Source organism: Leucobacter sp. NPDC058333 (assembly GCF_042726155.1).
Classification (GTDB): domain Bacteria; phylum Actinomycetota; class Actinomycetes; order Actinomycetales; family Microbacteriaceae; genus Leucobacter.
In genome coordinates this window covers 980764-994792 of record NZ_JBHXHV010000001.1, presented here as the reverse complement: position 1 = coordinate 994792, position 14029 = coordinate 980764, and the positions used below count along the sequence as shown (strand labels likewise).

Annotated in this window: 14 protein-coding genes; 6 read left to right on the top strand and 8 right to left on the bottom strand. The window is 64.9% G+C overall.

The features are described from left to right. Window positions 1–31: 31 nt before the first annotated feature. Together ACFWHR_RS04605 and ACFWHR_RS04600 are read left to right on the top strand one after the other, a co-directional pair. Window positions 32–1138: an LppP/LprE family lipoprotein gene (locus ACFWHR_RS04605; protein WP_382447092.1), complete on the top strand. Its 1107-nt coding sequence runs from the start codon at window positions 32–34 to the stop codon at window positions 1136–1138. Window positions 1139–1166: 28 nt separating this feature from the next. Then, window positions 1167–1772 carry a hypothetical protein gene (locus tag ACFWHR_RS04600; RefSeq protein ID WP_382447091.1) on the top strand — a complete coding sequence of 202 codons (606 nt, stop codon included), beginning with the start codon at window positions 1167–1169 and terminating at the stop codon, window positions 1770–1772. 59 nt (window positions 1773–1831) lie between these two features. Here ACFWHR_RS04600 and ACFWHR_RS04595 read toward each other — a convergent pair whose 3' ends face one another. Beyond that, entirely contained in the window at window positions 1832–2545 is a 714-nt protein-coding gene (locus ACFWHR_RS04595; protein ID WP_382447090.1) for a hypothetical protein, read from the bottom strand. 213 nt (window positions 2546–2758) lie between these two features. Here ACFWHR_RS04595 and ACFWHR_RS04590 point away from each other — a divergent pair, with 213 nt between their 5' ends. Continuing rightward, the gene (locus ACFWHR_RS04590; protein WP_382447089.1) at window positions 2759–3565 is read left to right on the top strand and encodes an alpha/beta fold hydrolase; all 807 of its coding nucleotides are present in this window, start codon (window positions 2759–2761) and stop codon (window positions 3563–3565) included. Between the two features lie 4 nt (window positions 3566–3569). Here ACFWHR_RS04590 and ACFWHR_RS04585 read toward each other — a convergent pair whose 3' ends face one another. Both ACFWHR_RS04585 and ACFWHR_RS04580 read right to left on the bottom strand, forming a co-directional pair. After that, a complete protein-coding gene (locus tag ACFWHR_RS04585; RefSeq protein ID WP_382447088.1) occupies window positions 3570–4199 on the bottom strand; it encodes a maleylpyruvate isomerase family mycothiol-dependent enzyme in 630 nt (209 codons plus the stop codon). Window positions 4200–4231: 32 nt separating this feature from the next. Continuing rightward, window positions 4232–4717, bottom strand: a complete 486-nt coding sequence (locus ACFWHR_RS04580) for an SRPBCC family protein (protein ID WP_382447087.1) — start codon at window positions 4715–4717, stop codon at window positions 4232–4234. 240 nt (window positions 4718–4957) lie between these two features. On the opposite strand from ACFWHR_RS04580, the gene ACFWHR_RS04575 reads away from it, so the two are divergent. Genes ACFWHR_RS04575 through ACFWHR_RS04565 form a run of 3 tightly spaced genes read left to right on the top strand, consistent with a single transcriptional unit; the run spans window position 4958 to window position 7005 of the window. After that, entirely contained in the window at window positions 4958–5677 is a 720-nt protein-coding gene (locus tag ACFWHR_RS04575; protein ID WP_382447086.1) for a VIT1/CCC1 transporter family protein, read from the top strand. Window positions 5678–5722: 45 nt separating this feature from the next. After that, complete coding sequence (locus tag ACFWHR_RS04570; protein ID WP_382447085.1) at window positions 5723–6121, top strand: MGMT family protein; 399 nt, start codon at window positions 5723–5725, stop codon at window positions 6119–6121. After that, window positions 6118–7005, top strand: a complete 888-nt coding sequence (locus tag ACFWHR_RS04565; RefSeq protein ID WP_382447084.1) for a LysR substrate-binding domain-containing protein — start codon at window positions 6118–6120, stop codon at window positions 7003–7005. The genes ACFWHR_RS04570 and ACFWHR_RS04565 overlap by 4 nt, the downstream gene beginning before the upstream one ends. A gap of 27 nt (window positions 7006–7032) precedes the next feature. Here the strand turns inward: ACFWHR_RS04565 and ACFWHR_RS04560 are convergent, their stop codons facing one another. From ACFWHR_RS04560 to ACFWHR_RS04540, 5 genes are all read right to left on the bottom strand, one after another. Continuing rightward, on the bottom strand, window positions 7033–7923 hold the full coding sequence (locus ACFWHR_RS04560; protein ID WP_382447083.1) for a neutral zinc metallopeptidase: 891 nt from the start codon (window positions 7921–7923) through the stop codon (window positions 7033–7035). Window positions 7924–8175: 252 nt separating this feature from the next. Continuing rightward, entirely contained in the window at window positions 8176–9093 is a 918-nt protein-coding gene (locus tag ACFWHR_RS04555) for a glutaminase (RefSeq protein ID WP_382447082.1), read from the bottom strand. Window positions 9094–9172: 79 nt separating this feature from the next. After that, window positions 9173–10150, bottom strand: coding sequence for a prolyl aminopeptidase (gene pip / locus ACFWHR_RS04550; RefSeq protein WP_382447081.1), 978 nt, complete (start codon window positions 10148–10150; stop codon window positions 9173–9175). A gap of 104 nt (window positions 10151–10254) precedes the next feature. Further along, window positions 10255–12345, bottom strand: coding sequence for an acyl-CoA dehydrogenase (locus ACFWHR_RS04545; RefSeq protein ID WP_382447080.1), 2091 nt, complete (start codon window positions 12343–12345; stop codon window positions 10255–10257). Between the two features lie 187 nt (window positions 12346–12532). Further along, window positions 12533–14029, bottom strand: a complete 1497-nt coding sequence (locus ACFWHR_RS04540) for a DEAD/DEAH box helicase (protein WP_382447079.1) — start codon at window positions 14027–14029, stop codon at window positions 12533–12535.

Here is a 14029-nt window from a genome sequence, read left to right as displayed (position 1 = left end):
CATAACCGCGTGGTGACTGGAACGAGGATTCGTGGGATCAAGAAAAAGGATGCTCCGCTGGACTGCCCTGGCGCTCGTACCGTTCGGAATGCTCGCTCTGTCCGGATGCACCACTGCGAATGAAACGACGCCTGACACACCGCCTTCAACATCGGCGCCGACACCGACATCGACGGAAGCGAAAGCACCTGAAGCGCAGCCCGTTGTCCTTCCCGATTGCGCATCGATGAATGCGGTTGCGCAGCAGGAGTATCTGGACTTCGGACCTGAGATGTTCGCCGAGCCAGCCGGAGAGGCTGATTTCGCCACCTTCGACCAGCTCGCTGGCCCCATCGCGAAGGACACAATGGCTTTAGCTCAGGCTCGCGCCGGTTGCAGGTGGCCTGTCCACTCGCAGGGGACGGTGACGCAGTATGTTGCTGAAGTGACTGAGGCCGACAGGGCGCCACTCGTGGAGGAGCTGCGCGCCAGTGGGATTCCCTTCGACATCGACGGCGAAGCACGCATCTTTCACGACGAGCTTCCAGCTGAAAATGAGAGGGCGAGCGTCACTAAGGTCACACACATTTTCCTCGGTGATGCGTGGGTGGTCATTTTCGACTATGCGGGTCAACGGGATTGGGGATACCCAGAGTCAGCCATCGCGGGCCTCGTTGCAGCGAACCCTGGCCTCGGGAAACCAGCGGCGTCGACCCCATCGAGCGAGCGTGTTTGCTCCACGCTCACGGGTATAGAAGCACTCGCCCAATGGGGTCCCGAGGTTCCAGCGCCGGTCGAGGGGGTCCCGGACTACTGGGATTTGACTGGCGAATTCAGTGATGTGAGTGGCTACGATCCATGCGCAGACCTCTCTTGGATCGTGCTTCGAGAAACCCCCTGCTGCACGCGCTTCTCCCCGAGCCCGATCCTACTTTTCCATCGTGGGGACTTTATCCAACTCGCTACGGAGAAGCCCTATGCGCTCAGCTCAAACACGAACCACCCCATTCAACGCATCTCAGACCAGTCGCTCAGCGTGGATTTCATGTGGCAAGGCGAAGGCGGGAACGCCGAACTCGCTGAAATCGCTCTCGCCGTCTTCACCTGGGACGACAAGTCCAAAGCTGTGAGCCGCGGAGGCGACCTTCCGCCGAACTGAAGACAACCGTTAACGTTGAAAGGCAATCATGCAATCTCAATCCAACAGATCCACAGTCGCGCTCCTAGTGCTGTTCGTCGCGGCCGCCTTGGTCCTAGCGGGCTGTTCCAGCTCAAACAGCACAGCAACGCTGGGCGGCATACCTGCAGCAGAACAAGCCGGCTCGGGTGAAGCGGGCGCGGAGCGGGAGGCCCCAGCCACGCCCATCAGCTTGGCCGAAGTTGCAGATGGCGGGAAAGAGGGTGCCGCGAAAGCTTGCACCGCCTTACTCTCGTCGCCCCAAACAGCCACGTCGAGGGTCGGGCTTTCCGGCGAGGAGGTTCCCACGAATCAGGGAAGCGAGGTGTCAGACCCTTGGAAAAGCGCCTCAACACGAAACTTTGGGAGCCCGGCAGGGAGTCAGCGGACATTGAGCTGTGAATTCGAAGGCTATCGGAGTAGCGGTCTTATCTATGTCGTCTTCGGCCTCAATGGCACCAACGGTGAGAACCCGTTCTGCGGAGGTTCCAACCCCTGCGTAATCTCCGACGACACAGAGCGATACATCGCGCTCATCGATCAGACCGATGACCCGAAGAAAGCGAACCTCAACGTGGAAGCGCTGAAGAAAATCCTAGACCGGTTCGCCGCTTGAGCAATGACGAGAAGCAGACCGTGTATCGAAGCGTGGTCCCCGGTTTGACGCGCCGTGCATCATTCAGCAGGTGACGGGGTCGATTCCGCCGCCTCCGCGAGCAGTTCGGGATTTGCGTCGAGCAGCCCCTTGATGGCCGACCCCGCGTAGCCCCAGTCCCCTTGCCCTCCGAAGTAGAAGATGGACGCCCACGCATCGCCAACGAAGACATGGTTCACCTGGATTGAGCCCGCTATCGAATTGGCGATGGGCACCTCCGATGTAAAGACGCTCGCACCGTCGAGCTGCCGCTCAGGCCACGCTTCTGCGCGGAGCGCTTCTACGAGCCGTTCGCGATCGTCGCGGGACAGCACGGCGACGTACTGGGTGACCGTGTTCTCCATATGGACTGGCCACCGGCATCCTGAGCGCTCACGGGCGTTGCGCATCACATCCTGCGCAATGGGACCCGCCTGTTCATCGAACACGGCGAAATTGGCTTCCCCGGCTGGCTCACTGAAATGCTCGGGCCCGAAATCCTGGTATTCCTGCTGAGCAACAGCGTTCATCGTGTCGCAGCCCGGGATCACGGTCGGCGCTGCTGCATCGACGGGTGTAGCAAGTGCAGCGTCCGGAGCTTCGGTCTCGTCAGCGGACTCGGGTGTCGGGGACTTGTCTTGCTCGGCACGAGTATCCGAAGAACCTTGCGGTGCGTTCTCGGCGCATCCGGCGACCAGCAGTGCTCCGCTTATTCCGAGGGCAATGGCGCCCGTCAGGATCTTCCAGTTTCGCATTCCCAGGGCTCCTCGTCCTCTTGTTTTAGTCGCTACTGCAACAAGTGATCGGGTACAGAAACGACTCGTGCACACCTTTCTCAGAGAATACAGAGATATGGAAGAAATTCGTGAGCGACTTGCAGTTGCTTTGTGGTTCTGGTAACCGGGTCTCGCGAGCGGAGTTGCTCGGTCGACAGCCTTCAGGGGTGATCGCGCGGATATGCTCGAACGATGATTGCTGAGGTGCGCGGCCAGGGTGTTCCGTTGATCGCGATCCACGGTTTCGGGGTTGATCATCGCATCATGCTCCCCCTCGAAGAGATGCTCGACGGGATGCCCGAGACGGGCGAGTGGCAACGCGTCTATCTCGATCTCCCGTGGGCTCAGGGCGCGACCGACAATGGGGCACCGAACCCGCGCGCTGTTGCTGATTTCGTCGTTGATGAAGTGCGACACATCGCGGGGGACGGACCGTTCGCGATCATCGGCAACTCGTTCGGAGCGATGATTGCGCGCCATGTCGCCCACGCACTGTCGGAGCAGTGCATCGGTCTCGCGACCTTTGCGGGCGTATTCGTTTTGGATCATGCCGAGCGAACGCTTCCCCACCGAGAGATCATGCTCCGAGACGAGCGAGTGCTTGAGCTCGCGGGAGATGGTCGCGAAGATTTTGCAGCCATGGCGGTTCTGCAGACCGCGGCTGCGTTGCGCGCGTTCGAAGAATTCGTGTTGCCCGGCTTACGAGGCGCAAATCAAGAAGTGCTCGACCGGCTCAGCGAAACATACTCTGACGGCTACGTCCCCGAGACCGACGCCCTACAACCGTTTGACGCACCGTCGCTGCACGTCTTTGGTAGGCAGGATCACGTCGTTGGGTTCGAGGACGGGCTCGCCTTCGCGCATCACTACTCGCGCGGCACGTTCAGCGTGCTCGACAGCGCAGGCCACAACCTGCACCTCGAACAGCCGGAGATCGTTGGCGCACTGCTCCGCGATTGGCTGCTGCGAGCTTCTCGCTTTGCGCAGCTAAATAACTAAGCGGTTACAGGCCGCGCGCCCGCAACAACTCCACTCCATCGCCCTCAAGCTGCGCGAGCGCCGTCGGGCGCCCCGCCATCGCCATGGCGAGCGCGAGCAGCGGACCTCGCACTGTCTCTCCATCACCGGCTGAGAAATCGGCGTCGCTTGCGGCGAGCGCGAGCCCGCGCGTGAGCGTTTTGCTGTTCACGGCGAAGTCGCGAGACGCGTAGAACCGCGCGACCTCCAGTACAGCCGCGGGGCTCGGGACCAGCTCGGCGCCGAGCGGCTGGGCGATGTCTTGCCCGTGCACGATGACCTCGCCCAGAAACGCGGCGTAGTCCTTGGTCGGCGCGATCCTGTTCGGCACTGCCTCGCGAAATCGCGCGAGAGTGTCGGCCACGTTGACGCCGCGATGCTTCGCGAGCAACCGAGCGTTGTGCCGGTCGGTGTTGAACCCCGCTCGAAGCATGTTCAGGATCCACGCCGCTGTTCCCGTGCTGGCCGCCGCGGTGAGGTGCGCGACGACCTCCTCAACGGTCCAGGCGGTGCAGAGGGATCTCGCTCGCCACTGCTCAGGAGTCAACTGTTGCAGGAGCCCAGCGAGGCGCTCCCGCTCGGCGCGGATGTCCGACCAAGCCTGTTCAGGCTCCATACACTGACCCCTTCACGTGTGCAGAACCGCAACTACATCGCGAGATAGGCCTCGCGCAGCGCCGGGTAGTACTGGTCCCACCCCGGACGCTCCGTGTCTTCGGTCGCGGCGACGAGCAGATCGAGGTAGTACTCCCAGCCCGGGCCGATCTCACCGACGGCGTCGTCTGCGTTCAGGTGATGGATGAACGTCAGCAGGGAGTCGTCACCGTCGGCCTCGAGATGCAGTTCGAGCTGCCATCCGCCGACCTCCTCGTCCGACAGCAGCGCGAGCGTGTGGGGCGCGTCGCACGCGACGATCTTCATACTGATCGCCGGCTCGTGATCTTCGAAGCGCATGCGCACACGCACCGAGCCACCGGCGCGACCATCGCCCTCCCACGGTCCGAACCACTTTTCGGTCAGCTCCGAATCGGTGAGGAAGTCCCATGCCTCGTCCTGCGTGAGCGACAGCGATCGAACGAGGATCAAATCCCGCCCGCGCTCGGTTGCGACGACGCGTCCACTGGTGTCGGTCATGACTGCCTCCTGGCTGGTCGAGTGCGACCTAACGCGCCGCACTCCCCCAGCCTAGGGCGCAGCCGAGCGCGCAGCCTAGGGCGCACCCGAGAGCGCGGTACCCCACCTCGAAATGTTCGCCATGCCGAACTCTCAACACACCTCGTTTCGAGGTCTGATCCGGGGTTCTCCCTCGCTCGCGAACCTTGCTACGGTTGCTCTTCGTGCGCCACCGCGCACCGCAATACCTGGGGAGCACACATGAGCGACTACAACATCGCGAGCCCGCACGATTACGACCACCGCCACGCTGACGTCACGTCCGGCTGGCTGCGCGCGAGCGTCTTCGGCGCTATGGACGGCCTGGTCTCGAACCTCGGCCTCATCGCGGGCATCGCCGCGGCCGGCGCTGCCCCCGGCATCGTCGCCATCACTGGCATCTCCGGCCTCATCGCCGGAGCAATCTCGATGGCGCTCGGCGAGTACACCTCGGTGCGCACGGCAAATGAACAACTCGACGCCGAGGTGCGCACGGAGCGCGAAGCTCACCTGCGCAACCCGGAGGGTGAGAAGGCGGAACTCACCGCGCTGCTCGAAAATCTCGGTGTCGAACACGGGATCGCGCGGACCGCAGCTGAGCAGGTCCATTCCAACGCGGATCAGGCCGTGCGCGTGCACCTGCTCTCCGAGCTGGGCGTCAGCCCCGAAGAAAAGCCGTCGCCCTGGGTTGCCGCATCGTCGTCGTTCGTGGCGTTCGGCGTGGGCGCGCTGATCCCGATCCTGCCCTTCATCTTCGGTTTTGGCACGCTGGGCTTCGGTCTCGCGTTCGGCGGCGTCGGCCTGTTGATCGCCGGCGGTCTCGCAGCGCGGTTCACGAAACGGAACTGGCTCATGGGCGCGACGCGGCAGCTCATCTTCGGCGGCATCGCGGTCGCCGCGACCTACACGATCGGATCACTCCTCGGCGTCTCGGTGGCGTAGCTCGTCCCTGGCCTGGGCCGACGCCTGACCGCGTAGGCTTATCGCATGCCCAGCGCCGAATTCGTCGAAGCCGTGCTCGACGTCGTCGCGCGCATCCCTGAGGGGCGCGTCATGACCTACGGCGATGTCGGGATCGCGATAGGTTCTGACGCGCCACGCGCCGTCGGCCGTGTCATGGCGCTCTACGGGCACGCCTCGCCGTGGTGGCGCGTCGTGCCCGCGAGCGGCAATCCACCGCAGGGGCACAGCGTGCTCGCGCTGCCGCATTACCTCGACGAGGGCACCCCGATCCGGGTCACCGGCGCACCCAGAGCAGGCACCGCTGCGGCGGCACTGAGCGCCGAGCTCACGGCCCGCGCCGCACAGACCGGTGAGTACCGGATCGCCCTATCGGCAGCCCGGCTGCCCTATACGCACGAAATCTTTGGAGAGGTGGCGCTGTGAGCGACACGACGATTGACTCAGAGGTCGAAGCGAGTGAAGCGGCCCCCGCGCCGATCCGCCTCGGATTCGCTCGCGGCATCGCACCGAGTAAGTGGGCCCGCCGCTGGAAGGCGGCGACACCGGGCCGCAAGCTCGAACTCGTGTCGCTGGAGGCCGCATTCGGTTCCCCCCTCGACGCGCGCAACCGCGAGACGGCTACCGACGCCGCCTCCTGTGACGTGCTCATTGAGCGCACCGCGCCCGGCGGACGCCCAGCCCGATCAACGGGCGATGGCAGCGAGCGTCGCGCCATCCGTCTCTATGCGGAGTCCATGGCGCTCGTCGTACCCGTGGATCACGAGCTTGCCGAGCAGGAGTCGGTGAGCCTCGCTGAGATGCAGTTCGTCACGCTGCTCGATCACCCCGACCACTACGCAAGCTGGCCGCAGGCTGAGCCGTGGGAGGAGGCCGAGTGGATGCCGAAGGATCCGCGCGCCGCGCTCGCGCTCGTCGCGACCGGCGCCGGCGCGATCCTGCTTCCCGTGCCGCTCGCCCGCCATCTCATCAACAAGCGCGAGCACACTGTGCTGCCGATACGCCCCGAACCGGGTGAGGCGCTGCTCGACGGGCCCGTGGTGTGGGCCGTGTGGGACGCCGCGCGCGACGATGCGACCGTGCAGCACCTCGCCGGGATTCTGCGCGGGCGCACCGCGAACAGCTCCCGCGAGTCGGCCAAGGAGGAGGCGAAGAACACGGAGCGCGCGCCGCGGGTGCACGTGCAACCCAAGAAGCAGGCTCCGAAGCTGAAACCCAACTCTCGCGGTGCGCAGTTGCAGGCGGCCAGAGACAAGGCAGAGCGGAAAAAGGCCGAAGCCCGCCAGGCCAAGCGGCGCAAGCGCCGCTAACTCGGCTCGCTCAGCTGACTACGGTCTCTACAGCTTCGCGGCGCTCACATCGAAAGTGCCGCAGGCAGTGGGACCCTGCTCGTAGCCGGCCATGAACCAGCGCTGCCGCTGCTCGGACGTGCCGTGAGTGAACCGTTCGGGGTTCACGCCCACGCCCGCCGACTCCATGATGTGATCGTCGCCGACCGCCGACGCCGCGCTCATCGCGTCGTCAATCTGCTGCTGTGTCACGGGCTTCAAGAACGGCACACCCTCGTCGTCCGTCGTGTTCGACGCGCTCTGCACCCATGCGCCGGCGAAGCAGTCGGCCTGGAGTTCGAGACGCACGGAACCCGATGCGGGGCCCGTCTCGCGGCCGACGTTCTGCAGCGAACCGATCAGGTTCGAGATGTGATGCCCCCACTCGTGGGCGAGCACATACATCTGGGCAAGTGAACCGTCGGATGCGCCGTACTCGCTCGACAGAGTGTCGAAGAATGCGACGTCAACGTAGATCGTTTCGTCACCGGGGCAATAGAACGGGCCGGTTGCCGACGATGCCGTGCCGCAGCCCGACTGCGTCTGTCCGTCGAAGAGCACTACCGGCCCGGGTGAGCGATAATTGCCAACCTGCTCCGACCAGTACCGGTCGAGCGAGTCGGCCGTCGCGTTCATGCGGCACTCGTCGTCGGTATTTGCGTCGGCACCGTTTTTGCACGAGTCGAGCACTTCGTCAGCCTGTTCCGAGGTCGTACCCCCTCCGATCGCCTGCTGCACCGCCGGCGCAAACGGCGTGAGGTCGAACCCGAGCAGTTGCGAACCCAGTGCGAGCAGCAGCGCAATCCCGATACCACCCCCGGCGATCATGCCGCCCTTGCGGGCACCGCCGCGCTTGGTGACCTTGCTGTTGTCGATGCGCACGTTGTCGTTGAACGTCAAGGCTGCTCCTGGTGCTCTGTCGTGCTCGGCGAAACTGAAACGCCAAACGCGTGGGGTGTGTAGCCGATTTTAGTGCTCCCTGCACCCCCGAGCCCTGACCTGGCCCCGCCGAGAGTACGCAAATGGTCGTCTCGCCGCCGCATAAGGACCACATGAGTACTCTCGGCGGGGCGGGCGGGCGGGGCGGGCGGGCGGGCGCGGCGGGCGGGGCGGGCGAGCGGGGCGGGCGGGGCGGGACGGGTGGGTTCCCGCTTAGAAGATCGACCAGTCCGTGCGCGACGTCAGTTCGTCGAGCGCGGCCATGCCTATGAACGAGTTGCCCGACGAGTCGAGCCCCGGGCCCCACACGCAGATGGAGCATACATCTGGCACGATCGCGAGGATGCCACCGCCGACCCCCGACTTGCCCGGGAGTCCGACGCGGTACGCGAATTCGCCCGCGGCGTCGTAGAAGCCCGATGTCAGCATGACAGCGTTCACGCGTTTCGTCTGGTTGCCGCTCAGCAGGTGTCGGCCATCGGCGCTCTCACCGCGACGAGCAAGGAACGCGCCAGCCGCGGCGAGATCGTCGCAGGTCATCGCGATCGAACACTGCCGCACATAGCGGTCGAGCACCGCATCTACGTCATTCACGAGATTCCCGTAGCTACGCAGCAGGTGCGCGATCGACGAATTGCGATCGGCGTGGGCAAGCTCCGAAGCTGCGGTGAGCGCGTCGACGCCGATGTCGGGGTTGCCAGACTCGGTGCGCACGAAATCGAGCACCGGGTCTACCCCGTCGGGCGTGAGCGACAGCAGGTGGTCGGCGACCACGAGCGCGCCGGCGTTCATGAACGGGTTACGCGGAATCCCCCGCTTGTACTCGAGCTGCGCCAGGGAGTTGAACGCCGCACCGGATGGCTCGCGATCCACCCGCTGCCAGATCTCGTCGCCGTCACCCGCCATGACGAGCGCCAGCGAGAACACCTTCGAGATGCTCTGAATTGAAAATTCGACGTTCGCATCGCCCGCCGAGTACTGCGAACCGTCCGTCATCATGACGGAAATGCCGAAGTGATCGGGGTTCACAGCAGCGAGCCGCGGAATGTAATCGGCGACGCTCCCCGATCCAATCAGGGGCCGCACCGCCTCATGCACGTCGTCAATGAGTTCCTGCACATCAAGCGTCATTTTTCGCTCACCCGCTCCCCATCCCCGTTCACTTGTTCACCCGTTCACTCGTTCACTCGTTCACTCGCAATTGAGCGCCTCACTCAGCGGCGAAGCGGTCGGTGGCCCGCACGAGCGCGTCGACGATGCCCGGTTCGCTCGCCGCGTGACCCGCGTCCGGAATCATCTCGAAGTGCGCCTCGGGCCATGCTCGATGCAGATCCCACGCAGTCTCGGGCGGGGTGCACACGTCGTAGCGGCCCTGCACGATCACTCCGGGTATCCCGGCAAGTTTTGACGCCGCGTCGAGGATCAGCCGGCCGTCGTCCATCCAACCCGCGTTGGTGAAGTAGTGGTTTTCAATGCGCGCGAAAGCGACCGCGGCAGCCGTATCGGCGCGCGCCGCCGCGATACTCGCCTCGTCTGGGTGCAACCGAATCGTCGAGTTCTCCCACACGGTCCAGGCGACCCCGGCGGGCTCGTGTACGGCGGGGTCAGCGTCGAATAGCCTGCGGTGGTAGGCGGCGACGAGGTCGCCGCGCTCAGCCTCGGGAATCACCGCGAGATATTCCTCCCAGACGTCGGGGAAGAGGTGCGAAGCGCCCTCCTGGTAGAACCAGTCGATCTCGCTCTGACGCAGCGTGAAGATACCCCGCAGTACGAGCTCGGTCACTCGCTCGGGGTGCGTCTGCGCGTACGCGAGCGAGAGTGTCGAACCCCACGATCCCCCGAACACCTGCCAGCGATCGATCCCCAGGTGTTCGCGCAAGCGCTCAATGTCGGCGACCAAGTGCCACGTGGTGTTGGTTGAGAGATCGGCATCGGGCGCGCTCGCGTGCGGCAGGCTGCGCCCGCATCCGCGCTGATCGAACAGTACGACGCGATAGCGCTCGGGGTCGAAGTAGCGGCGGTGATCGGGCGAGCAGCCACCCCCGGGGCCACCGTGCAAGAACACGACCGGTTTGCCGTCTGGGTTGCCGCAGGTCTCCCAGTAGACGGAGTGCCCGTCTCCCACGTCGAGCATGCCGTGATCGTAGGGTTCGATTGTCGGGTACAAGTCGCGCAGCGCATCGGTCATGTCTCCACTGTAACTACACGCCAACGAGACCAACGAGCAGCGCGCGCCCGGCACCCCATTGGATGCTCGGACGCGCGCCGCGACTCGTGTTTCGTTTACAGCAGTCAGCTGGCCTTCGCGGCCTGCCGCTTCCTCTCGGCTTCCTGCTGCTGCTTCCGCAGCTCCTTTTCGTGCACCGGCCAGGTGCCTGCTGCTCGTCGCTCCTCGACGTACGCGTGCGCCTCCTGCTGACGCTCAGCCTCGATGCCGGTGGCGATCTCGGCGCGCAACAGCTCGGGCGTGAGACCGAACGGCTCGACGAGATCGAGCAGATGCGGGCGGAGCCGGCTGATCAGGCGATCGATGTAGGCGGTGACCGACTCTGCGCGGTGCGGGGAGATGCGACCCGCGATGAGGTACCACGAGGCATGACGCTCGATGAGTCCGAGCCCGAATAGGTCGCGCACCCAGGTCAGCACCTGCTTAGATCCGGAGTCCGTGATCTTCTCGAGCGCATCGGTGAACGCTTCCCACTGCAGCAACTCGCCGTGCGCACGCGCGGCCTCGATGAGCTTGTGCTGCTGCGCGTTGAACGCGTTCTCGTTGGCGATCGCGCGGGCGCGACGGTCGTCTTTAGGAATGCCCTTCGTTGCGTCGCGCAGTGCGAGCGCAATCTCGCCCACCATTGTCTGCACGCGGTCTGCGAGCAATTCGCGCTGGGCCTCAGGCGAGCGCATGCTCTCGACCGAGCGAGCGACCTGCCCGAAGTCGGCGATGCTCTGACCGACACGGCGCAACCCAAAGCGGCTGACACGATCGCCAATCTGGCTCGCTGCCGCGCGCGCGAGCGTCGCGCGATCCGCGTTCTTGAACTGCGCGGCATAGTCAGAAAGCAGTCGCTTACCGACGAGCTGCAGCAGCACGTTGTTGTCGCCCTCGAACGTCACATAAATGTCGAGGTCAGCTCGCAGCCCCACGATTCTGTTCTTCGCAATGAAGCCGGCGCCGCCGCACGCTTCGCGCGCCTCCTGCAGCGTGTCGAGCGCCGCCCAGGTCGACAGCGGCTTGAACGCTGCGGCGAGCGTTTCGAGGTCTTCGCGATTCTCGTCGGTGTCTTTCGCACCCGAAAACACCTCGTCGAAAACTGTCAGCAAGCGCTCGTCGGCGAACTGCATCGCGTAGGTCTGCGCGAGCCGCGGAATGAGTCGACGCTGGTGCTGACCGTAGTCGAGCAGCACGGTCTCACGGCCTGACGCACCCGGGAACTGACGGCGTTCGCTGCCGTACCGAATCGCGATCGCGAGCGCCGCCTGCATGGCGCGCACAGCGGAGCCATCGAGCGAGACACGTCCCTGCACGAGCGTGCCGATCATCGTGAAGAAGCGGCGGCCCGGGCTCTCGATTGCCGAGGAGTACGAGCCGTCTGCCGCGACATCGCCGTATCGGTTGAGCAGGTTCTCACGGGGCACGCGCACGTGCGTGAAGTGCAACCGCCCGTTGTCAATGCCGTTCAGACCGCCCTTGACACCGTCGTCTTCGCTGCCGACGCCTGGCATCATCTTGCCGTCTGGAGTGCGAATTGGCACGTAGAACGCGTGCACGCCGTGATTGACGCCGCGGGTGATCAGCTGCGCAAACACGACGGCCGCCTGACCGTGCAGTGCGGCGTTGCCGAGATATTCTTTCCACGCGCCGGCGAACGGGGTGTGGAGATCAAATTCCTCGGTGTCCGGATCGTAGGTAGCGGTGGTGCCGATCGAAGCCACATCTGAGCCGTGACCAATCTCGGTCATCGCAAACGCTCCCGGCGTCTTCAGATTGATCACGTCGGGCAACCACTGCTCATGGTGCTTCGCGGTGCCCAGGTGCAGAATCGCAGCGCCGAACAACCCCCACTGAACGCCACTCTTGATCTGCAACGATGGATCCGCGAGCACGAGCTCCTGGAACGCCGCGATGTTGCCGCCGTGGTTGTCTGCGCCGCCGACCGCAGTCGGGAACGCGCGCTGAATAGCGCCGGCCTCCACCAAGTTGCCGAGCTGTTCAAGCGCACGCTCGCGATGGTCGTCCATCGACTGTCCCGGGATGGTGTGGAGGCGCGAATCTGCTGCCAGCCGGCGCGATTCGAGGCGTTCGGCCTTCCATTTGCCGAGTAGCGCGTCGCTCACGGCTTCGACGTTAATGCGTGGCTGGGGCGTTGAGGTCGGGTCGGCCATCGGTACTCCTTCGAGATGACATGTGGGAGACGGCCCTGGCGGTCTCTCCCCCTGCTGCTGTCAGCCTAAAGTCGGCCTTCGGCGCCGCCAAACCGGTCGCTGAGCACACACAACGAGACCCGTTGACGAGGCCGGTGATGATTGTGGATACCCTCCAAAACGAGGGGAGCTAAGCTAGCAGAATCATCTAGCCGCGCTTCGCACCACGGAACCGCTTTTCGAACCCCGGTTCCACCTCGCCGAAGAACGCGGGCGCGATCCCCGCTTCGTCGAGCATCTCGCGCGTGCGCGTTTGACGGTTCCGCGGGGTCAGCAGCACGACGCGGCCCCCTTTGCCCGCGCGGCCGGTGCGCCCCGACCTGTGCAGATACGTCTTGAAATCCTCCGGCGGATCGGCCTGCACGACGAGGTCGACATCGTCGATGTGCAGCCCGCGCGCCGCCACGTCCGTCGCAACGAGCACGCCAGATTTCCCCGACGTGAACTTCGCGAGGTTCAGCTCGCGTCTCGCCTGGCTCAGGTTGCCGTGCAGCGCGTTCACCTTCAGGCCCGCAGTTGCGAGCATTTCGGCTGTCTGCTCGGCGTACGCGCGCGTGCGACAGAAGATCATGACGCGACCGCGAGTCGAGGCCAGCTCGGTGAGCACCTCGTCCTTCTGCTCGCGCCCCACGACAAACACGCGGTGATCCACGGGCATCGCCGCGGCCTCCTCCGCTTCGTGCACGGCCGGATTGTCGAGAAACTCAGCGACGATCGCGGAGACCGACGCATCCAGCGTCGCCGAGAACAGCAGCCGCTGGCCACCCCGCGTCGTTTGGCGCAGCACCTGCTGTACCGGTTCAAGGAAGCCGAGATCGCACATGTGGTCTGCCTCGTCAATGATTGAGACGAGCACCTCGCGGAGGTCAAGCTTGCGACGGGTCACGAGATCTTGCACTCTGCCAGGGGTCCCGATGATGATGTCGACGCCGCGCTCAAGCGCGTGCACCTGCGGGTCAACCGGCACGCCGCCGACGAACTGCGCCGTGTAGAACCCGACAGAGCGAGCGAGCGGCTGCACTGTGCGATCGATCTGCAGCGCGAGTTCGCGGGTCGGGGCGAGAATCAGCGCCTTTGGCTTGCGCGTCGCACGCTTCACGTCGCGCACGCCGCGCTGCTGCTTCCCTCGCACCGGCTTCGGATCTGACGCGAAGGCTCCTTGCGCCTTGAGCCGCAGCAGTCGTTCAACGAGCGCCGCGCCGAACGCGATTGTTTTTCCCGACCCTGTTCGCGCGCGACCGAGCACGTCAAGTCCCTCGATCGCGTCGGGAATCGTCGCGGCTTGAATGGGGAACGGCTTGTCAGCACCCAGTTCGCCGAGCACTCGCACGAGATTGCCGCCGAGCCCGAGATCAGTGAAGGCGAGGCCCGCGACATCGGCCGACGTCGTGCGCTTCGCTACGAGCCGTTCGGGCGCCGGGGTCATGAGCCGAGATGGTGCCGCGGCACGCTGCGCGGCCGAGGGTTTCTTGCGATGAACGAGGTCGGCGCGTTCGCCCGACGGCGACTCCGGTTCTGCGCGCTTTGGGCTTGCGGCCCCCCGCCGCCCGGGCGCGCCGCCCGCTGCAGTTCCCGCCCGCTTAGGCTTTCGGTTCGGATCGTAGTTGGCGGGCGGCTTGAATCCGCCGCGTCGCTTTTGGGCCAT

Bases quoted from the DNA above. Each gene is read 5' to 3' on its own strand.
- ACFWHR_RS04540 (WP_382447079.1), bottom strand. From the start codon at position 14,029: ATGGCCCAAAAGCGACGCGGCGGATTCAAGCCGCCCGCCAACTACGAT.
- ACFWHR_RS04555 (WP_382447082.1), bottom strand. From the start codon at position 9,093: ATGACGCTTGATGTGCAGGAACTCATTGACGACGTGCATGAGGCGGTG.
- ACFWHR_RS04575 (WP_382447086.1), top strand. From the start codon at position 4,958: ATGAGCGACTACAACATCGCGAGCCCGCACGATTACGACCACCGCCAC.
- ACFWHR_RS04545 (WP_382447080.1), bottom strand. From the start codon at position 12,345: ATGGCCGACCCGACCTCAACGCCCCAGCCACGCATTAACGTCGAAGCC.
- ACFWHR_RS04595 (WP_382447090.1), bottom strand. From the start codon at position 2,545: ATGCGAAACTGGAAGATCCTGACGGGCGCCATTGCCCTCGGAATAAGC.
- ACFWHR_RS04585 (WP_382447088.1), bottom strand. From the start codon at position 4,199: ATGGAGCCTGAACAGGCTTGGTCGGACATCCGCGCCGAGCGGGAGCGC.
- ACFWHR_RS04580 (WP_382447087.1), bottom strand. From the start codon at position 4,717: ATGACCGACACCAGTGGACGCGTCGTCGCAACCGAGCGCGGGCGGGAT.
- ACFWHR_RS04590 (WP_382447089.1), top strand. From the start codon at position 2,759: ATGATTGCTGAGGTGCGCGGCCAGGGTGTTCCGTTGATCGCGATCCAC.
- ACFWHR_RS04600 (WP_382447091.1), top strand. From the start codon at position 1,167: ATGCAATCTCAATCCAACAGATCCACAGTCGCGCTCCTAGTGCTGTTC.
- pip (WP_382447081.1), bottom strand. From the start codon at position 10,150: ATGACCGATGCGCTGCGCGACTTGTACCCGACAATCGAACCCTACGAT.
- ACFWHR_RS04570 (WP_382447085.1), top strand. From the start codon at position 5,723: ATGCCCAGCGCCGAATTCGTCGAAGCCGTGCTCGACGTCGTCGCGCGC.